This is a genomic window from Paenibacillus azoreducens (assembly GCF_021654775.1).
Lineage (GTDB): Bacteria > Bacillota > Bacilli > Paenibacillales > Paenibacillaceae > Paenibacillus_AQ > Paenibacillus_AQ azoreducens.
On the sequence record NZ_AP025343.1, the window covers coordinates 3,918,160 to 3,938,720 of the forward strand.

Consider the following 20,561-nt stretch of genomic DNA (forward strand, 5'->3'; position numbering starts at 1 on the left):
TGCTTTATTTTGAATTCACTTTTATCTTTTTGGTGAAAATAAGCAATAGTCCAAATACATAATAAATGATGCTTACCGCTATGACACTATAAGGAAATACGGAGATCGTCATTGGGCCCCATACTTTAATAAATGTCCAAGGCACCCCTTGAAATAATATTTTCGGGAACATGATCGTAAGTGCCAAAGCTGCAGCTGCAATTAACGTATGAATGGACAATAGCAAAGCTCTTTTTACATTTAACTTTGTCCCAACGCGTTGTTTTCCGGCAAGTTTCTTAATGACCCTTATCGATAACAGGATAAATATTGCACCGAAAAAGATGACCGCGATACATAGGATGCTCACGATTCGATCTATCTTCTGATATTTATCAGAAATGTTCGTTGCGGCGTCCCTTCCCTCCCATAGATCCATCACGCCTTGACCTATGGCTGTCGTAAAGCTCGTATCCATATTGGAAAGAATAGCTACGCCCAGTTGTTCATCAGGCTGCATGATGAAATACGAAGTAAATGACGGATTCTCACCGGCATGAAAAATATATTGTTTTTCGTGTTTTTTCATGATTCCCCAGCCGTCGGCATAATAAGTATCCTTATCGAAAGGTTCTACCGACAGATCGGGAATGTGCGATTCTTCAATGAGCTTTTGATCAATGGCACTTCCCGGATCGTTTCCTAATTGGAGTTTCATCCATTTTGCTATATCATTCGTATTGCTGACAATATAACCAGCGGGTATATTCCCTCGATAAATGGGCGGCGTATATGCCTGCGCTTCCATAAAACCGATTTTATGGCCGGATGCCATTTCATTAGACCCTAGTTGATGCAGCCCAACAAATGAGTCGTTCATCCCGATCCGCTCTAAAACCTGCTGTTTCATATACATATCATAAGGCTGCTTCGATGCAACCTCGATAACAAGTCCCAATACATCGTAATTGATTGTTGCGTATTCAAAAGAGCTGCCTGGCTTTCGGTCCAACTGTTGGTTCAGCAATGTTCTTACAGTCAGCTCAAGCGCATGATCCGCATTGCTTTCAGGAATTTGAGTTATCGAATTCGAGGGGATCCCGCTGGTATGATGAAGCAGTTGATCGATCGTAATGGATTGCGGCTCGCCGTTATATTTCAACTCCAACCATGGAATATATTTTCGAACGTCATCCGTCCGTTTTAACAACCCTTCCTTTTCCAATTGCAAGATGGCTAAACCCGTAAAAGCTTTTGTTGTCGATCCGATTTCAAATAATGTCTTTGATGTTACGGGCGTTTTCGCCTTAAGATCAGCGTATCCGAAGCTTTTTTCATAAACGGTTTCCCCCTTCTCGACAACAACCAATGATAATCCGGGTATTTTGCTTATGTTTTTTTGCTTTTCGACATATTGTTCGATCTTCTGAATTTTTTCACTTGAGCTGGCGCCAGCCATATTCGGTGTAAAACCGCTAACAACCAAAATCATTGCACACATTAACAGCCCTATTTTTACAGATGATTTCATTACCTATTCCCCTTGGTTAAATTTATGCTTTTCATGTAGCTGCTGCAGGCCAGAAGATAGTAAATCGTTTGCATGGCCAGATAAATGCCGATGACGACAAAAGAATAGATCCAGTTGGACACCATAAGCAGATTATTCAAGGCTTTCAGCGCGATGAGCGCATGCACGATCCCGACAAGGCAGGGCGCAAAGAAAAAAATGCCGATCTGTCTAAAAATGATTCTCCGCAGCTCGGCTTGTGTCATGCCGATTCGGTATAGTGCCTTATATTGGGTCTGATCCTCCTGCAATTCCGCAAACAATTTGAAGTAAACCATGCTGCCGGATGCGATAAAAAACAGTAAACTAATGAACAGGCCGATAAACATCACTAATGAAATGACGCCTTGGGCATCTTCATATTGCGTCTGCATATGGTTGAGCCGTACTGCCAACCCCAACATATATACCGTTCCGGATGCCGTTAAAATCACGGCGCTCAAAATGGACACAATAAACAGCATTCGCGCATTTTTCTTGAGTTTAAGACCCAGTTGGGCGAATACGAGCAGATTCGTTCGATTGTAGTAGACCTTGGTATTGTCTTTAATTAAATGCAGCAGCAATACGCTGAATTGCGTGAATAAAAGATAAGTTCCTATGATCGCTGTAAGCAAAATCATTAGCGCAAGGATATGGAAGTTTGCTGCTTTTAAGTTGAGAGCCATGCCGTAAGAGACAGCCAGACAAGTGATCGCGAGCAAGGCAAGCCATGGCGAATAAACGATTTCTTCTTCAGAGCTGTTTTTTGTTTTAAGCAATTCAACAATTTCTGTGTGCCCTATTCGCATGGCCGTCCCAATAGATATGAGCGTGAACAGCATCAAAAATCCTCCCGCCGTCATCCATAGCGCATGCAGCGGCACAACAACAGCAATGGAATCTTTCATGCCGAGAAGCACCGCGAGCGTCATAAAAAACGGTTTGCTGAAGAGTATCCCCAGTCCGATGCCGGCGGCTATCGCCATAACAGCGATCACCATGCTTTCATACACGATAAGTTTGCGGAGCTGCATACGGGTCATTCCGAACATATAAAGCAGACCGAATTCCTTGCTTCTTGATTTTAAAAATGCGGAATTGGAGTAAAGCACGAACAGAAACGAAAAAATGACGATAATGTATTGGCAAAGCACCATACCGAGTCTTACCTTCGAAGTTCCGATCATATAACCTTTTGTCAGGTCGGGATGAGCAACAAAAGCGGCATACATATAAAAGATCATGACAGAAAATACGCAGCTCATAAAAAACGCGCTGTATGACCGCCAATTGCCGCGAATGTTGCTAAGCGCGAGCGAACGGAGCGTCATTAAAGTTCCCTCCCAGCACGCTCAGCACGTCTAATATCTGTTGAAAAAAAGCTTGCCGATTCGAGCCGCGCCGAATTTCCGAGAAGATTCTGCCGTCTTTAATAAACACGATCCGCCCGCAATAGCTTGCAGAGAATGGATCGTGAGTCACCATTAAAACCGTTGCTTTCAACCTTTCGTTCAGCTCTTTTAGCGACTCCATCACATCTTTTGCAGTCTTCGAATCCAAGTTCCCAGTCAGTTCATCGGCGAGCAATATTGACGGTTCATTGATAAGGGCGCGGGCAATAGCCGCGCGCTGCTTTTGGCCGCCTGACACTTCATATGTGCGCTTGTGTAAAAGATGGGCGATCTGCAGACGTTCGGCTAGCGGATTCAGCCTTTCCTCGATCAGCTTGGGTGCCGTACCTTCCAATACAAGCGGCAAAATAATATTTTCCTTGATGGTCAAAGAATCCAGCAGGTTAAAATCTTGAAAGATGAAGCCAAGCTCGCGTCTTCTGAACAACGCCAATTTTTTCTCGCTGAGTTTATTCGGATTCGTACCGTTGATTTCAATATGGCCGGATGTCGGACGATCCATAGCCGCCAGCAGGTTAAGCAGTGTCGTCTTTCCGCTTCCCGACGGACCCATAACGCCGACAAATTCGCCATATTCCACCTGTAGATCAATGTCATTTAAAGCCGTATTTACGACATTTCCTTTGGAACTATAGATCTTATTGAGCCCATGCGCTTTAAGTACACTCATCGTTCCATCTCCTCCTTCCTTCATTTTCGTCTGCAGCCTGTAACAACGTTAGTATAGCGGGGAATAAATAACGAACCCATCGATTTACATAACAAAAATCGCGCTTTGAACATGACAATGTTGTCACAAAGCGCGCATGTTCTTGTTCGTATGGGTGTCAAAAAGATGTAAACTATTGGAATGAAAAGCGATTGTAAATGTCGTACCAACACCGGTCTCCGATGATACGGACAGTTCATGGCCGAGTCTGCTGCACACTTGCTTCGCTAAATACAACCCCATACCCGTTGATTCGCCCGCAGTTCGTCCATTTTCACCCGTAAAAAAAGGATCGAATATCCGTGGCAGATCATGCGGCGCTATGCCGCTTCCTTCATCCGTGATACTTACTTTGCTGCCAGTGTCGGCATTTTGCTCCAAGCGAAAAATAAGATGTTTGACGCCGTGCTTATCCTTGCTGTATTTGATCGCGTTGCTGACGATTTGATTCAGAACGACCGTCATCCACTTTTTATCCGTTTCCGTCCACGCCTCGCCATCGATTTGCGGAATCACGTTATGACGGATACAAAGGCGTTTATGCGCAATCAGAACATCGCGTATGACCTCGTGCAGCGGCGTTTTGGCGAGATGAAGATCCATTTCGAACTTGTCGAGGCGCGCCGTATGGAGGAGCATATCCAAACCTCTCGACATGCGATCCGCTTCCTCAGTAAGGCTAAGTGCAAGCTCTTTTTGCTCCACCTCGGAAGTTGGCGTCTGCTTCATCGTCTCTTGCAGAAGCAGATCGATTACCGACAAAGGCGTCTTCATATGATGCACCCACTGCAGCACAAAATGATTATGAAGCTCCTGTTGCCGGCGATATGCGCCGAGCTTATTCAAATGAGCGCTGTTTTGCTGCTCAAGCAATCTGGCGACAAGCTGCTGCTCCTTCGTTACTGCAGCCCGTATGATGGGTTCAACTAGAATTTCATCAGAATCCTTTTGCACGTTCTCTTTCAGCTGTCTGTAATACTCGCGTTGGCGAATATAATCCACGACGAGTCCAAGTATGAAAAAGAACGAAGCAGCAGCCGCAAAATAATAAATCGTGCTGGCATCCATCATGCCGGGATAACGCGCATTTTCCAGCAGCATTAAACAGATGCCGATACCGATCATTGCGAAAGCGACTAACACATAAATAAGCCGATCACGGAGAAACAATGCTGCGGGCGGAACTCTCATCAGCTCGTCTCCTCCTGCGTAGAATCAAGAACCAGCTTATACCCCATCCCCCGTACTGTCGCGATTGCATTTGGCAGCCCCAGTTCCTCAAGCTTTTTTCACAATCTTGCCACATTGACGGTCAATGTATTGTCATCGACAAACTGTGCATTGTCCCATAACGTTCCCAGGAGCTGATCTCGCGAGACCGTTTTTCCGTACTGCTGCATGAAGCACTCCGCTAACAACTGTTCATTTTTCGAAACCTGGGTTTTGCGTTTTTGCCAGATCAGTTCGTTGCGGCTAAGGTTCAGCCTTAAGCCTTGTATGTTTAACTCGTTTTCAGGCGACGGGGCAAGTCCGGTTGACACGGCATAATCCCCGTAAACCCGCCTTAGCACGCTTTTTATCTTTGCGATAAATAGATCTAAATGAATCGGCTTCGTGATGTAATCATCGCCGCCGTTTTCTATGGCCATCACCTGATCCATCTCCCCCGCCCTTGCGGATATGAAAATGATCGGCAAGTTGGATTTTTTTCGAATTTGTCTGCACCAATAATAACCGTCGTAGTACGGCAAGTTGATATCAAGCATAACCAAGTGTGGTTCATATACTTCAAGTTCAGGCATAATATCGCGAAATTCCGATACGCCTGATGCTTGAAACCCGTATTTTTCTAAAGTTCTCTTCAGCACTGCGGTAATCTTAGGATCGTCCTCCACAATAAAGATCCGGTACATATGTTTCCTCCTCAAGCGTTCCGTGTAAGCCATGTATTAGTATAGCAGAATGCTGCAAGCCAAGGTGGAGTTCGCTATTTCTGACGGCAAGAAGCTCCGCAGCTGATTTTCCCGGGAGCATCAATACATTGATTTTATCCTTATATTGGCTCGCCAATCACGATATGCTCCAGGTCTTCCACATCTTCGCTGAGTCTGATATGATATAGGAACATACATTCGAATGGTGAGGGGTAACCGCAATGCCAACTTCTATGGATACAACAACCATCGTGATCGTCGCGCTGCTCGCTTTGCTCTTCATTCTTCTGGTTGTACGTTTGGTCAGCAGCAGAAGAAGGCGGATCCGCTGCGAAGCCAATCCGCGCAAAATCACCCTTAAAGATATTGATCTGATGGCAGATGGCTCGGAATTCGAACTATACCTCTTCCGGTTGTTTTATGAGCTTGGCTATGATGAAGTCTATCAGACGACAGGCAGCCGTGATTTCGGCGCCGATTTGGTGTTTAAAGACCGTGACGGCAGACGGAATGTGCTGCAGGCCAAACGTTATGGACAAAGCAATCCGGTTGGGCTAGGTGCCGTCCAGGAGGTTTATGCCTCCATGCGGTATTACGAGGCGGAACGCGCTGTAGTCCTGACTTCAGGCCGATATACTGAAGGGGCCCGCATCTTAGCGGCCGTTAACGGTGTCAAGCTGCTGGACCGGGAGGATCTTGAGGACATCATTCATTTATTTAAAAGCAAGCACTACGACGAAGCCATGGCCATTATCGAGGAGCCTGCCGAGTTCCGAGACTCGACTTGGAAGCCCAAGGTCAAAAAAGCTACATAACTCCCCATATCAATCAAAGCCTGGGAGAAGGCACACAAAGGACAGCCATCGCCGGCAGCGATGCTGTCCTTTGTAGATTATTCAATATATTTCAGTTGCCGATTGCGCCAAGCGCCGCATGCTCTTTTAACAAAGCCGAGATGCGCTCTCGTTCTTTGTCAGGGACATGATAGTAATATACGCCGTGAATCGTTTGATTGGAACCCATGATCTCTTCCGATTGAATTTGATACTCCTTCCAATCCCGTTTGAACTGCAGAAAAAAGCTCTTCATTTTGTCAAACGTAATATTTGTTTTAATATTATCCCCCATGATGTTCAAGGTTTCTTCCATTTTTAGAACAGAGGATAACGAAGCCATTTTATTCAGCAAGATCGTTAACACCTGACGCTGCCGCTCATTTCGTCCCAAATCGCCTTTGGGGTCGGACTTGCGCATTCTGGAATAATGAAGCGCCCTCTCTCCGTCAAGCTGGATAAGCCCTTTATCGTAATGATGATTCTTTTTTCCGTACTGATCCATCTGATCGAAGGCAAATTCATTATTTACTTCAATGCCCCCAAACACGTCGACTAGCTGCGTCAAGCCTTCCATGTTTGTCTGTAGGACGTAGTCTATCGGTTGATTCAAAAAACGCTCGACCGTCTTTTTGGTCATTTCGATTCCGCCATAGGCGTAAGCGTGATTGATTTTATCCATTTTGTTTTTGCCGACGATTTCAACCCGCGAATCGCGCGGAATGTTAAACATCAGCACTTTCTTTGCCTTCGGGTTTACGGATGCAACGATAATGCTGTCCGCCCGACCGGCATCGCCGATTTGGGGCCGATCACCGATACCGAGCAGCAAAAAGGTTAGCACGTCCTGAGTTTCTTCGGTTTTAACCAGCTCATTTTGTCCGGGCTCTTCGAATGTGATCTGCATTTTATCTACCGTTTTTTCTATCGCATGATAAATATAATAAGAATACCCTACCCCGATCAGAATAAAAGACAATAACACTATGGAACCGATGATGATGTATTTTTTCATACAACCCCCGACTATTGTTCAATGTAGGTGCGATCAATATCATATCTCACTACGAAACAGAAAGGGTTATGAAAAAATTAAGGGATTCAAAAACTATATAAGTTGAACCAATGATTGCGAACGGAAAGAGGCAGCCGGGTGAAATGTTCTTTCGATCGCTGTTGCTCCCAGATTTCTATGATTTGAACCTAATCTATGGTAGAAATCCGCTCACAAAGGCGAACGCTCCGCTTCTCCAGAATCATTTCCCCCTTTTGCCTATTCCTTTTCATTTTCTTTAGTTCAACTTATATAGATGTTAATTTCTTTTAACTCTTTTATTAAGAGGTTTTTGGTTTCCGCTTTTTCTTGCTCATCTTGTTTGTCGAATAAAAGCTGCTCGATGAATTCCCAAACGTCTTCCAACTTTCGTCTCACCTGATAAAACTTAAGAGCATCGTCATTGATCATATAATTTTTATGGAATTTCAGATAGGTGCTTAGAAATGCGTCATAGTGCGGATTATCAACCAAGAACATCAGATCAGCTTCCACTGGCGCTATTTTCAGCCCTTCCCAGTCAATAAGTATCAGCCGCCCTTCGGACTGCATCAGATTCCAATTGTGGATATCCGTATGGCATAAAGCCATTCGTAAAGAGCCGTTTTTCAAACGGGCAGAAAGCTGTTCAACGGTATCCATCAAATACTTGATTCGTTCGGCATAGGGTTCTATGATTTCCGCGACATCAGTCGTCATAGTGTCATTACACTGGTCCTTATCTAAAGTACTCCTCAACTGCTGCAAAAATGGAACAGAAAAATCCTCCATTAAAGCTTCTGTTTTGACGGGGATTTCTTCACCGAAAGAATGAAGTTCCGCCATGATTTCGGCGAGTCGGCAAACTTGCTCTTCGCTTAAATCGCGATTGCCGATGGTTTCCCCATTAATATATTGATATAGAAGATAGATTGCATCTTCACTTTCGCATTTATATTCGCCGTGTTTGGTTAAGATCGGTACAGGTATTTTATCTTTCAGGCTGCTATTTTGCAGAAGCCAAATCGTAACCGGCAAATAATGATCAATAAGGGCCGTCCATTTTGAAGTAGAAGTTCTGCTTTTTTCATAAACCTTCAGGAAATAAGTATGCGTATCATCAAACACTTTATATGCCAATGCGGCCCAACCGCCCTGCTGCGGTATGACGTCTACATGTCCGGTGTGGTAATGATCTTTGAGTACCGTTTTTATCCTGTTTATATCCATCATTCGGAACCCTCCTCAGACAAACATTTTGATTGCATTATGAAGTCCAATAATCGCATGGGATTGAATAGAATGCCACACTTCGAATTTCAATCGCTTCATCATAATTCGTATGTTCACTCCCAAGCTCAAACAATGTTTCATGCGCCAGCGGCTCGTACGGCATCCGGTATTGCCCAATTCACCCTGCGGAAGGATAACAATTTGATCAATCTCCCCATCGTCCGTTCCCTCATCCATCAAACCAAGTATGTAACATGGGTACGCCTGCTGATTCATAACGCCCATCCTTCCTAATGAGGGTGTTTGATCCAGCCGCTTCATAAATTGAGAACTATAGACAAATTAAAGTATCTCTCTCTTTGGGAAGTTCGATTGATCATTTGAAAAATCCCCCTCCATTGTAAAACGAATGCAGAAAAGGTTACAAGTTCGATCCGGTTTACTCTTTCCATTAGCCCGCCTGATGGAAGCTTGATCCCATTGGTGCAACGGCAAATCATCATTGTCCTAAAATTCGCTCTGGCGCTTTACCATAAAAAAGTGTATGATAGGAACCTGTCAGGTAATTTTAGTACGTCAACAGACGTTTTTCTTTAGATATCAGGAAATTTCAATATTATGCAAAAGGGGTTCATCATCATGAACAGACATCAATTGGGGTTCTGGGTCCTGACCGCACTTGTGGTCGGCAATATGGTCGGTTCCGGAATCTTCATGCTGCCCCGGTCTTTGTCGGAAGCGGCAAGTCCTGCCGGGGTCATATTGGCCTGGGCCGCAACTGGACTTGGAGTACTCATGCTGGCACTTGTCTTCGGCAGCTTGGCTGTCCGTAAACCCGAGCTCAGCGGAGGCCCGCAGATCTATGCCAAGGAGCTGTTTCGCGAAGGTTCGCATGGTTCCCTTTTGGCCGGTTTTATGGCCACTTGGGGATATTGGATCGGCAATATCGCCGGTTTTGTGGCGGTAATCACGACATTCGCCAGCTACCTGTCTGCGTTCTTCCCGGTGCTCACCAGCAATAAAGTATGGTTAAACTTCGGAAGCTTTACGTTAAAAGCCGGCAATGTCCTAACGTTTCTCATCTGCTCGATACTGTTGTGGGGAACGCACGCTATCTGCCTCAAAGGTATGAAAGGCGCAGGAAGACTAAACTTTATCGCCACCGCGACCAAGGTCATCGGCTTTGCTCTTTTCATCATCATTGCCCTGTTTGCATTCCAAAAGAGCAACATCGGGCCATTTCTGGCGCCACGCACTGATGCCAGCGGGAAGACGCTCGGTCTACTCTCTCAGGTTAATGCTGCTGCCATTGCAACGCTGTGGGCCTTCATCGGCGTGGAATCCGCCATGGTATTCGCTGCTCGCGCCCGCCGCAAGCAGGATATCCGCCGGGCGACGATTGCCGGGCTGCTCATTGCCATCGTACTCTATGTCGGTATCAGCGTCTTGACGATGGGGCTGCTCACGCAGAACCAACTGATAGCTTCCCAGAATCCTCTGGTGGATGGCATCACTAACGTACTGGGCCCCGTCGCCGGCCAACTGCTTGCCGGCCTCGGATTAATCAGTCTGCTCGGCTCCACGATCGGCTGGGTGCTACTAAGCAGCGAAGTACCGTTTCAGGCGGCCAAGCTGGGTGTGTTCCTGCCGACATTTGCCAAAGAAAATAGCAAGGGAATGCCCAAGATATCGCTTTGGATCTCTAATGCCTTCGGCCAGATTTTACTGCTTTCCACGATTTCGGGTTCCATCTCGGCAGCGTTTGATTTTATCATCTACATCGCTACACTCGCCTATTTGCTGCCTTACCTGGTCGCATCGATATACCACCTCAAGCTGATCTGGACCGGCGAAACTTACTCGCTCTATAAAGAGCGGGTGACCGAGGGAATCATTGCGTCTCTGGCTGCCATCTACTCGCTGTGGGTCATCGTAGCGGGTACCGCAAACCTCAAGACATTCCTGCTAGGAGTTGCGCTGATTGTCAGCGGCATTCTGTTCTACCCGCTTCTGCTGCGGTATCGGAAAGCCCAAAGCAAAAACATATAGGTAATGACAAATGTTGAATGCATAAAAAGGCGGCCATCATCAGATAGTCGCCTTTTTGGGCTTTGTTTCCGCCAGGGTATGATAATGCTTCTGCTGCACCGTCCAGAAAGATCATATATTGGCAAAAAACAATTTTATTGCTTATCTTCGATAATGTCTTATGGAAAGTTCTCTCTCCACAAACCATTTGCAGTTTTTAACGGGAGGTCCTCCTGTTGTCGGAATATAGTCAACCATGTAGACTGTCGTTTTTTTCGCAGTATCGATCATTGCCTGAGCCCCCATCATACCTTCAATATGATCAGCTTCCAGCGTAACCATTTCTTCCTGCTTCAATGGCTCACTGCCAGCGTCCTTGATTTCTTCTTGAATGACCCATCTATGGTTAGGTACAGGTTTACCGCCATTGGTAGGCATATACGTAACCGAGTAAGCAATGGTATCGTATGCCCCCACCACGGTTCCTGTTGCTCCATCCATACCTTCCACGCGTTTGGCGTGAATCACAACATCTTTTCCTACATGGTACATCGGATCCTCAGCTGCTTTTAAACCTTTCGGAACTTCATTTGAATCGGAATAATGCATACCCGTCGTCCCTATTCGCGAAGATTCGCTTGCTGAGTCGGATTTAACCGTGTTATTTGAATCGCCGCAAGCACTTAATATGAGGGTTGCAGCGATACACAAGAAAACTAACCATTGATTCAATGTCATCCACGCACCTTAGCTTTATTGTTATCGGCAGGAATACTCCCTGACACTCTAACATTTTTGCCAAAAATTATTCAGATATTTTATGCTCTCCTTTTTTGCATTGTTTAATCGGCATACGGTACAAAATCTTCACCTTGAACGGAAGCAAACTTTATCTCCTTAAACAACAAAAAACCGCGATATTCGCGGTTTTCTTCTTTTAACATTATATTTCATCAGTGTCTGATATATGAAGCATTCAGCTAGCGATAATCCACTTCATAAATTACGATGTTCAATAACCCGTCCCGAAAGGGAATGAATCAAGATTTTTTGATACTTATGTTCAAATTCATTATTTTTCAAACTCACGACATAAATTAATGGCGTTCCGGCAATCGTTGGATGATAGTACATGTCTACCTTGGGATCTTCAACTTGCATACTGCCCGCCTGCGAAGAAGCAAGTGCGATAGCTATCGCTTTCTTTTTAGAAATAGCGGCATACATCGGACGATTAAAAGTTTTTTCCTCTAAATGCGGAGTTAATTTACCTTCAACACGATTGATGACCCCTTGATCATCCATTTGAATAACTAGCTCATCTCCCCATACAGGAGTCTTATACAGAACATGTTGAAGTCGCACTTGTACCGTGTTATCAGGTATTTCTTTTATTTCTGTTATTTGCATATTTATTTTTGGATTCCTCAAACCATATAACGCCTTCGTTTGATTCAAGAACTTATAGGCGATCCATTCAGGTGGATATTTGGACGGTTTTGTTAACTGGCCTGTAATCAGCGATGGGGTATTGGTCTTTGAATGCCAATGTATTGCGAATGTTGCCCCAGCTTCTCTTTTTAATTGCTGCAAAACCCTTTTCTCGGGCTCCGATAAGTCACCGGCAGCACTTACCGTTGTAATGGAAGATGAGAGAATTGCCGCAAAGAACAGAACAGTTATGATTCTCATGTATACCCTCCTATTGATCCAAAGTACTATAGATTATTTTTGGCTAAAGTTGGAAGGGTTATACGAAATCCCGCTTTCATCCCCGCAGAAGACGAAGATTTCATGCCACTGCTGATTTGTTTCGGCATGGTTTTTTCGAATCGAGTATCAAATGCGTGCCTGCAAAATCAAACCAATAGACGGGTCCTCCGTTCATCCGCTCTTCCATCACCGGCAAGCCTAACAAACGGCTATACCATTCCGCTGATCGGCGCAAATCCGTCATGTGCACAAACACACTGGCAACCCGGTTCACGAGCGGGATTTCGGTGGTAGAATAAAAAACGCTTTCATGATTAGCCAACTTGAATCAATTCCTTTTCCGAGATACGAATCGTCAATCCTTCCGGTGACTTTACGTGAAACATGTTCACGCCGTTCTGTTGCCGGCATGGACCGTCCGTTACTCCCATTGTGGATAGCTTCCGGTAAGCCTCGTGAATGTCGGAAGTTTGCAGCGAATAATAAGCTCTGCCTTTCATAGCTTGAATAGCTTGGCGCTGCGGCTTCTCATCCATACAGATCATCGTGACGACGGTTTCGCCTGCTCCAATCACCAGGTCCGCCCCCTGCCCCCAATGGTTATGCAGCTTAAAGCCCAAAACATCGGAATACCAACGGATGGAGCTTTCGAGATCTCTAACAGGAAGAAATACAGCGAGAACCCGGTGGAACATCGGTGGGATCGGTCCCGAGCTGGGAGTGTAAAAAAGCGAATTCGATTTTTCATGACAAATCCCGATTACGTTTCCAAAAGGATCGGTCATTTCGCAAACGTTCATGTAAGGTGTCTGCATCATTTCGGTAATCCGGATTCCCCGGGATTCAAACCACCCGCCGTGAAGATCCTCCCAATGCGTATAGAAATTGAAACAAGGAACATGTCCTTCAGCATCCAAATGAGGCAGCGGTCGAAACGTTTGATTTTCCGCAGACTCCGTCAGCGTCAGCAGGGTTTCGCCTTCATGCACATTTAGGTCGATTTCTTTACTGCCCGTTCTTGCAATTTGGAATTCAAACTCATGAACGTACCACTCCGCCGCCAGCCTGACATCCGGAACCGGTAGAATAACCCTATCGATGCGCATAAATGCATTCAGCCCCGATGGCATGAAAATGACCTCCTCTTAAGCATAGTCTCCTATTACATCTAATTAACGAAACAGATGAACCAAACCATACACCTTCAATCTATATTGTAAAAAATTATTCGGTGACCATCAGAAGATTTCCGTCCGGATCATAAAACGTAAAATAAAACCGGCCATTCCGCGAGCGGATCTCCGCAATACGGCAGCCATTCTCGAACAACCTCAAATAAGCCTCGTAGATCAGCTTGGGATCATGGCGGCGGAATGCCGCAGTGACGGCGGATAACAGCTTGGCGCTCGACCCGCCTTCGTCCGGACGGGCTTTGCGAGCGGCGTCAACCGTACCCTCGGGTTCGCGTAGAGCAAGCAATCGCAGTCGTTTTCGGGCTCTGGAAAGAGCAACCTGCACGGCTCCTTCAGCCATGTTGATGCAATGCCCCGCCTCTTTGGCGGTCATTCCGAATATGTCGCACAAAAGCACGATGACAAATGGTTTGGGCGTCAGTCGGTACATCAGCTCTTCCAGCAGTTCTCGCGTGATGATAGCGTCCGGATCGGCGGGAGGAGCCGAAACCGCGGCTGAATCCAAATCTTCGAAGGATACGGATATTTGCCTATTGCCGGAACGACAGCGGTCGATCCAAAGATTTCGGGCAGTTCGAAACAAATAGGGCTTACTTATGCTAAACCCGGTTGTATGGTCATAGCGATTCAGAACGCGGTACAAGGTCTCCTGCACCAAATCCTCGGCTTCCCACTCCTTGCCGGTCAATGACCGGCAGTATCGCAGCAATTCGGGTCGCAGTTCTATTAACATGCCGGAGAGTTCGTTTGGAAAGGAAGAAAAAGATGTTGTCATCGTCATTAATCCGCTCCAAGAATCAAATTGAATTTTGTTAAGAGATACACTCTATTAAATTGATATGATTTTATCATAGAGGGGCCGCCATAAAAATAGCTGTCGAGACATTCTCGACAGCTTGAGCGTGTTCAACACCGCTCTGAGATTTAAAACAAGCTCTCCAACTCATCAATCAATGAACCGACATAGGCTGCAGCGCTGCGGATCGCATCCGGCTTCGACATGTCCACGCCGGCCAGCTTCATCAAATCGAGCGGGCTCATGGAGCCGCCGGCTTTCAATGCTTCGAGCCAACGATCCACCGCAGGCTGACCTTCTTCTCGAATCAGCTTGGCAACCGCCGTCGAAGCGGAGAGGCCCGCTGCATAAGTATAAGGGTACAAGCTCATGTAGTAATGCGGCTGACGCATCCAGGTTAACTTGGCGTTTTCATCAATCACTACACCCTCTCCCCAGAACGAAGACAGGATGTCTCCCTTCAAGCCGCATAATGTTACTGCCGTAATCGGTACATTTTTCATGGCAAGGTCATAGACCCGGCGCTGAAGCTCCCCTTCGAGCAAATGGGTAACAAAGTTGTGGTAATAAGTGCCAAGCAGTTGGGAGATCACCCAGCGGCGCATTCGCGGATCGTTGGAACGTGCCAACAGATGATCTGCAAGCAGGAGCTCGTTCATCGTTGATGGCGCTTCGATGAAGTACAGTGACGGTCTGTAGTTTGCCAAACGCTGATATTTGTCCGCGAGCATCAGATGACCGGCATGCCCCACTTCATGAGCCAATGTAAAGGCGCCTCTCATGCTGTCAGCCCAACTGATCAAAATATAGGAATGGACTCCCGGTATGGAACTACAGAATGCCCCCGTTCTTTTCCCGGCGTTATCCGCATAATCCACCCAGCGTTTTTTAAAAACATCCGATACAATTTCACCGTATTCCGGACCCAATATGGATAAGGTTTCTTTGATCAGTTCCCCTGCTTCCTGAAAAGTAATGCCAGGACTGAAATCGGGATCAAGCGGAGCTTTCAGATCCGCAAATGTCATCTCGTCCAATTGAAGCACCCGCTTCTTCAGAGACGCATATTTTCGCATATGTGGCGCAAGCTCTTCCTGCAGAATATCCAAAATGTTATTGTACATTTCCGGTGTCACCTGCTGCGGCGTCAAAAGCATATCCGTAACGGAATCATATCCGCGCAGTCGCGATTCAATCACTTGGCGTTTCACTTCGGTGCCGTAGGCTTCAGCAAACGTATTGCGGTATTTGTACAATGTCTCGCTAAAAACCTTAAATGAATTACGGCGCAAGTCGGTGTCCGGAGATTCAACGTATTTGTTCTCATAGAGTGCAAACGAAACCGGAACCTCTTCCCCGCGGCTGTTTTGGGTGGACGGGAAGGTCATATCTGCCAGCTTGCCGCGTTCATAGATACGATAAGGCGCTCCCAAAACTTCGCCAAAGGAAGCAAGAACTTTTTCCGTCTCTGCCGACAGTCTGTGCGGCTTGGTCTGGAGAAGCAAATGGAGACTGCGTTCGAAGACTTGAAGTTCGGGCTGTTCTTTAATGTACCGGTCAATCGTCCCATCTGGAAGCCCGATAATTTCGGATTTGATAAAGGAAAGTGCTGAACTCACCATAGAGGAAAGATCACGCGCTTTTGCAGCATTCATCTGATTCTCAGGATTAATGCTGTCTCCGGATTGATGCAGATAAGCATAGGCTCCTACACGGTTGATTCTGAGTTGCAGCTCTTCCTGCGCGATCAGACAGGCGAGCAGCATATCCGCTCCTTCCCCAAGTCTTCCTTCATACTTCGTGACAGAAGAGATGTCCTCCTGAACGGCGGTCAATTCTTGTTCCCATGCCTCTTGTGTTTCAAAAAGATCCGTTAAGTTCCATGTTGTTTCGGGATCCACTTCCGCCCGGGTCAATATTTTCGGCATCTGCTATGCACCTCTCCCTTGTTATGAATTGAGCAATAAAGTTATACCAATAAATCCCATTGTAGCATAGATTCGTTTATGTTTATCCGCAAAATTTTAACTTTTGGTCGTTTTGTTACCCGTTTCCCTTCAGGTACATCATGCAGTTTGCGATGGGTATCATGCAGCGGTATTTATGAATGAATTACAAGAGCTTGCCGATACTTGCGGAGATTGGCTTGGACAATAATCTTGAACTAATGAAGGCCATCCTTTATGGGATGGCCTATTCGTTGTGTTAACGATAAATAATATCAACTCAGCGCTCTTCTAATCACCTGAGTATAGATATCAGGATAAGACTTGCTTGAGGGGGTGGGAGTAGCTTGAATAACAGTAACCATCCGGTGCTCCGGCAGCACAATGAGTTCCTGTCCGCCATAACCTTTTGCTCCATATCCTTCGGGAGAAATCCACCACAACATCCCGTAACTGCAGCTTCCCGGAGTAGAGACAAAAGACGCTTCATGAAAAGAAGGGGTAATCGCCTGCTTCACAAATTCGGATGAAATGATCCTCTTTCCGATATACAACCCCTGATTAAGGAACAGCTGTCCAATCTTTGCCAAATCTCTTGCGGACAGATCCGTTTGTTCCTCCCCTTTCATCATGGCATGGTAGGAGAACCCGCATGGACTCGATGGCCATTCTCCACTAAGAATTTCAAGCGGTTCATATAAATATTGGTTAACCACATCATAAGCGGTTCCGCCGTAAGCCCGGCCAATGACCGCAGAGAGGAGCATGATATCCCATTCTTTATACTGATATTTCATCCCGGGCACATGCTCCATATCGATATCGGCAATATGCGATATCCAGTCTTTGGTTCTCATCATCTGCACAACCATCGGGCAATGATAATGCACCCCGCCGTTCCAATAGATCCCGGATGACATCGTTAGCAGATGCCGAATGGTGATATGCTTATGATAAGGATGAGTTCCTTTCGCCATTTCGGGTAAGTATGCCGCAACCGGTTCATCGAGGCTTTTGATCCATCCTTGGTCTAATGATATCCCGGCTGCGATGGAGATGATGCTTTTCCAAATGGACATAATCCGGTTTCTGCTATTTGCATTGAATTTGTTATAATATTTCTCCAATACGATTTTGCCGTTTTTGACAACCAGTACGCTGTTTACCAAGCGGTAACGCTTTTGCTTCATATAATGATCCAGCTGTTCTAACACACTTGCATCCATTCCTTCGACTTCCGGCGTTGACTGTTCCCACTCCATGCCGCTCACCATACCTCATTTAAATATTTCCCGATCACGGAATCCGGATGGGAAGCCAACTCCCGCGGATTGCCCTCAGCAATCACAGAACCTCCTTCGCTGCCCCCGCCTGGTCCCATTTCAATGAGATAATCGCAGTTGGCCAGGATGGCCGGGTCATGCTCCGTGACGATGATCGTATTGCCTGCGTCCGCAAGCTCTTTCAGGAGTTCCAATAGACGCTCGGTATCCGAAAAGGAAAGTCCAGTCGTCGGCTCGTCCAAAATATACACGTTTCCGGCACCGCTATGCTTCGCCAGCTCCTTGGCTAATTTGATCCGCTGTGCTTCTCCCCCCGAAATCGTCGGAGTCTGCTGGCCTAATGTAATATATCCCATGCCTACCCTTTCAAGAGTCGACAGGACATTCACGATCATTTTGTCATATGCCACAGAATCCTTACGTCCAAAAAAGGTAACCGCCTCGCTTACGCTCATCGCCATCATGTCTTTAATATTTTTGCCGTCCAGCTTCACGGTCATCGCTTCTTCCACATAACCCGTTCCCCCGCATGCTTCGCACTCCTGCTCAATAAAATTGCCAAAACCGACATGATACTGTGTATAACCATCGCCTTTGCAAGTCGGGCACCCGCCTTCGGAATTTACCGAAAACAAACCGGGAGTGTATCCCCGCTCTTGTGAATCAGGGGTTTTGGCCAGGCTGGCGCGGATCCGATCCATAACTCCTGTATAAGTGGCTGGGCAGGAAGTGCGGCTTCTGCCAATAGGTCTCTGGTCAACAACTATACATTTGCGGACATGTTCAGCACCGGACAGTTCAGCCCTATCATCAATCAATGGCAAACTACCATCATTTTCAAAAACCATTTTGTTTTGGAGCATCTGTTTGAGCTTTGGAACAAGCGTATCCTGAATCAGGCTGGATTTACCGCTGCCGGAAACGCCGGCAATGCCCACGAATAACCCGATAGGAATCGATACCGTAACATCTCGCAAATTATGCAGATTTGCATGCTTTAAGATCAGCATTTTGCTGCGGTCGACCGGCTTATAGCTTTTTTTCGCTGCTAATCTCTTGCTCCCCGCCAGAAAAGGGGCCGTTTTGGACAAGGTACACGACATAAACTCTTGCAGTGTTCCCTGGAAAATACGCTCTCCTCCGTTTCTTCCTGCTTCCGGGCCAAGATCGATGATATAATCCGCCGCTTCCATAAAATGCTTGTCATGCTCAACGGCGACCACCGTATTCCCTCGTTCCACAAGATGGCGGATGATTCGGATCAGCGATTCCTTTTCCGCTTCATGCAGTCCTATAGTTGGCTCGTCAAAAATAAATATAATCGAATCTAGTTCAGCAATAATGAAAGAAGCCAAAAACAAGCGCTGGATTTCTCCACCTGAAAGACTCGGTACTTGCCTTGATAGTGACAAATGATACAGACCGATGTCGACCAAACATTGAAGTTTAGTCACGATCTCCCGTATCAAATGCTGTCCTGATACATTTTGCAGCTGATTTAGTAAAAATGAGAGAAGATCCTTAATGTACATTTGCTCAAGGTCCGTGATCGTTTTGCCGCCTATCCGCGTATGCATTGCTTGTTCGCCAAGACAGCTGCCTCCGCATTTGGGACAGGTGATATGCTCCGCCTTGATTCCCCATAAAATAATTTCTTTATCTTCCGAGTTATGCCGCATGTTCTTACTTGTATAGTGCTTATGCATTTCATGAAAAAAAACGACCGCCCCGACAAATCCGGATTTCCGGCAGCCGTACTTAAACACCGTCAGCTGTTCCTCAGAAAGTGAGCCGATGGCTTGGTCAACATCGATATGATGCAGGTCGCAGAACTTCTTGAAACTGCTCCGGTGATGCCGGTGTTTCATCAAAAAACCATCGAACAGATCCCGGATCGGCATATCCGGCCGAACGATCGCTTCCTCGTCAATCAGATGGTAACGCCCCGTACCCAGACATTTAACGCACATGCCCTTAGGCGAATTCTTCTGGAACATTTCCATCGTCAAAGGGAGATTATCATCGTATTCGCTTTCCCTTTGACCGCAGGATGCAAACAAAACGGCCAGCATATTGCTAATCTTGGTCCGGGTTCCAACCGTGCTTCTTGGATTCGACTGCCGGATGACCCGCTGTTCTACCGCCACGGTTGGAGAAAGGCCGGTAATGCTTTCGAAACCCGGGGATGCCTCGACCATAAACTGCGCTTCCGAAAACAATAAATACCTGCGCTTCCCTTCTTCATATAACGTATCAAAGGCAAGGCTGGATTTTCCGCTTCCCGAAACTCCTGTGATCACCGTGAGTTTGTTGCGGGGAATGCGGATGTCAATATTTTTCAAATTATGGATGTTGGCGCCTTTAATTTCTATGTATTCGCTCATGACTCCCTCCAAAGGGTTGTATCAAGCACATAGGGGCATTCATTGGTCATAATCTTTTCATAAACAATACCCGATCTCCTCCCTTGCCATCATAATCAAGATGTATATCAACGCCATCCACGATTTTATCTCCCTTTTCGATCACAAACCCCATTTTCTTGTGGTAAGCTATCGAGCTCTTATTGACTGGAGAAGTTACGCAGCGGATGTTTTCAACACCCCTAATCTTTACCGCGTTAAAAAAAGTTTCATAAAGTCTTCGACCAACCCCATGCTCACGATACTGCGGGTGCACGCCAACAAAATGAATATAAGCTTCTTTGTTTCGCGATTGGGATATAAAACCAATAAGAAAGCCTATTACTTCTTTGTTATCTTCGACGATATAACTGGTATCTTGAAAATGATCAAAAAACAGCTTCGGTAACATATCAGCCATTTGGCGGCCATTCCACCAATCATTGAGGACCGAAATTATCAGTTTATAGTCCGAAGATTGCACATTCCTTATATTCATCCTAGATCACCTCTTC

At 46.1% G+C, this 20,561-nt stretch carries 18 protein-coding genes and 2 pseudogenes; 3 read left to right on the forward strand and 17 right to left on the reverse strand.

Annotation, left to right across the window (positions count from 1 at the left end; genetic code table 11):
• Nucleotides 1-4: 4 nt before the first annotated feature.
• The 5 genes and pseudogenes from L6442_RS17240 to L6442_RS17260 all read right to left on the reverse strand — a co-directional run bounded on the left by L6442_RS17240 (nt 5) and on the right by L6442_RS17260 (nt 5,565).
• A complete protein-coding gene (locus L6442_RS17240; RefSeq protein ID WP_212981027.1) occupies nt 5-1,510 on the reverse strand; it encodes a serine hydrolase domain-containing protein in 1,506 nt (501 codons plus the stop codon).
• Nucleotides 1,510-2,862, reverse strand: a complete 1,353-nt coding sequence (locus tag L6442_RS17245) for an FtsX-like permease family protein (protein ID WP_212981026.1) — start codon at nt 2,860-2,862, stop codon at nt 1,510-1,512. Before L6442_RS17245 ends, L6442_RS17240 begins: the two co-directional genes overlap by 1 nt.
• Nucleotides 2,837-3,613: an ABC transporter ATP-binding protein gene (locus L6442_RS17250; protein WP_212981025.1), complete on the reverse strand. Its 777-nt coding sequence runs from the start codon at nt 3,611-3,613 to the stop codon at nt 2,837-2,839. The genes L6442_RS17245 and L6442_RS17250 overlap by 26 nt, the downstream gene beginning before the upstream one ends.
• Before the next feature lie 123 nt (nt 3,614-3,736).
• Nucleotides 3,737-4,843: a sensor histidine kinase gene (locus L6442_RS17255; RefSeq protein ID WP_212981024.1), complete on the reverse strand. Its 1,107-nt coding sequence runs from the start codon at nt 4,841-4,843 to the stop codon at nt 3,737-3,739.
• A pseudogene (locus L6442_RS17260) lies at nt 4,843-5,565 on the reverse strand (response regulator). The gene L6442_RS17255 and the pseudogene L6442_RS17260 overlap by 1 nt, the downstream one beginning before the upstream one ends.
• Nucleotides 5,566-5,807: 242 nt before the next feature.
• Between L6442_RS17260 and L6442_RS17265 the strand changes: the two are divergent.
• Entirely contained in the window at nt 5,808-6,401 is a 594-nt protein-coding gene (locus L6442_RS17265) for a restriction endonuclease (protein WP_212981023.1), read from the forward strand.
• Nucleotides 6,402-6,492: 91 nt separating this feature from the next.
• Here L6442_RS17265 and L6442_RS17270 read toward each other — a convergent pair whose 3' ends face one another.
• From L6442_RS17270 to L6442_RS17280, 3 genes are all read right to left on the reverse strand, one after another.
• Nucleotides 6,493-7,434 carry an LCP family glycopolymer transferase gene (locus L6442_RS17270; RefSeq protein WP_212981022.1) on the reverse strand — a complete coding sequence of 314 codons (942 nt, stop codon included), beginning with the start codon at nt 7,432-7,434 and terminating at the stop codon, nt 6,493-6,495.
• Between the two features lie 282 nt (nt 7,435-7,716).
• Entirely contained in the window at nt 7,717-8,676 is a 960-nt protein-coding gene (locus L6442_RS17275; protein ID WP_212981034.1) for a phosphotransferase enzyme family protein, read from the reverse strand.
• Between the two features lie 21 nt (nt 8,677-8,697).
• Complete coding sequence (locus tag L6442_RS17280; RefSeq protein ID WP_212981021.1) at nt 8,698-8,961, reverse strand: hypothetical protein; 264 nt, start codon at nt 8,959-8,961, stop codon at nt 8,698-8,700.
• A gap of 363 nt (nt 8,962-9,324) precedes the next feature.
• Here L6442_RS17280 and L6442_RS17285 point away from each other — a divergent pair, with 363 nt between their 5' ends.
• A complete protein-coding gene (locus tag L6442_RS17285; RefSeq protein WP_212981020.1) occupies nt 9,325-10,734 on the forward strand; it encodes an amino acid permease in 1,410 nt (469 codons plus the stop codon).
• A 141-nt stretch (nt 10,735-10,875) separates the two neighbouring features.
• On the opposite strand, the gene L6442_RS17290 is transcribed toward L6442_RS17285, so the two are convergent.
• From L6442_RS17290 to pepF, 6 genes are all read right to left on the reverse strand, one after another.
• Nucleotides 10,876-11,445 carry a YdhK family protein gene (locus L6442_RS17290; RefSeq protein WP_237099958.1) on the reverse strand — a complete coding sequence of 190 codons (570 nt, stop codon included), beginning with the start codon at nt 11,443-11,445 and terminating at the stop codon, nt 10,876-10,878.
• 264 nt (nt 11,446-11,709) lie between these two features.
• Entirely contained in the window at nt 11,710-12,405 is a 696-nt protein-coding gene (locus L6442_RS17295) for a hypothetical protein (RefSeq protein WP_212981018.1), read from the reverse strand.
• A 100-nt stretch (nt 12,406-12,505) separates the two neighbouring features.
• Nucleotides 12,506-12,748: a VOC family protein gene (locus tag L6442_RS17300; protein WP_212981017.1), complete on the reverse strand. Its 243-nt coding sequence runs from the start codon at nt 12,746-12,748 to the stop codon at nt 12,506-12,508.
• Nucleotides 12,741-13,556 (reverse strand): VOC family protein, encoded by an 816-nt coding sequence (locus tag L6442_RS17305; protein ID WP_212981016.1) that lies wholly within the window; start codon nt 13,554-13,556, stop codon nt 12,741-12,743. Before L6442_RS17305 ends, L6442_RS17300 begins: the two co-directional genes overlap by 8 nt.
• 94 nt (nt 13,557-13,650) lie before the next feature.
• The gene (locus L6442_RS17310) at nt 13,651-14,400 is read right to left on the reverse strand and encodes a sigma-70 family RNA polymerase sigma factor (RefSeq protein ID WP_212981015.1); all 750 of its coding nucleotides are present in this window, start codon (nt 14,398-14,400) and stop codon (nt 13,651-13,653) included.
• 143 nt (nt 14,401-14,543) lie between these two features.
• Entirely contained in the window at nt 14,544-16,343 is a 1,800-nt protein-coding gene (gene pepF, locus L6442_RS17315; protein WP_212981014.1) for an oligoendopeptidase F, read from the reverse strand.
• A gap of 109 nt (nt 16,344-16,452) precedes the next feature.
• Here pepF and L6442_RS17320 point away from each other — a divergent pair.
• Nucleotides 16,453-16,572 (forward strand): annotated as a pseudogene (locus L6442_RS17320) (CatA-like O-acetyltransferase); the annotation flags it as partial.
• Between the two features lie 64 nt (nt 16,573-16,636).
• On the opposite strand, the gene L6442_RS17325 reads toward L6442_RS17320, so the two are convergent.
• From L6442_RS17325 to L6442_RS17335, 3 genes are read right to left on the reverse strand one after another with little or no spacing between them, the layout of a single operon-like run.
• Complete coding sequence (locus tag L6442_RS17325; RefSeq protein WP_212981013.1) at nt 16,637-17,623, reverse strand: serine hydrolase domain-containing protein; 987 nt, start codon at nt 17,621-17,623, stop codon at nt 16,637-16,639.
• Nucleotides 17,624-17,628: 5 nt separating this feature from the next.
• A complete protein-coding gene (locus tag L6442_RS17330; RefSeq protein WP_212981012.1) occupies nt 17,629-20,028 on the reverse strand; it encodes an excinuclease ABC subunit UvrA in 2,400 nt (799 codons plus the stop codon).
• Between the two features lie 46 nt (nt 20,029-20,074).
• Nucleotides 20,075-20,545 (reverse strand): GNAT family N-acetyltransferase, encoded by a 471-nt coding sequence (locus L6442_RS17335; RefSeq protein WP_212981011.1) that lies wholly within the window; start codon nt 20,543-20,545, stop codon nt 20,075-20,077.
• Between the last annotated feature and the right edge of the window lie 16 nt (nt 20,546-20,561).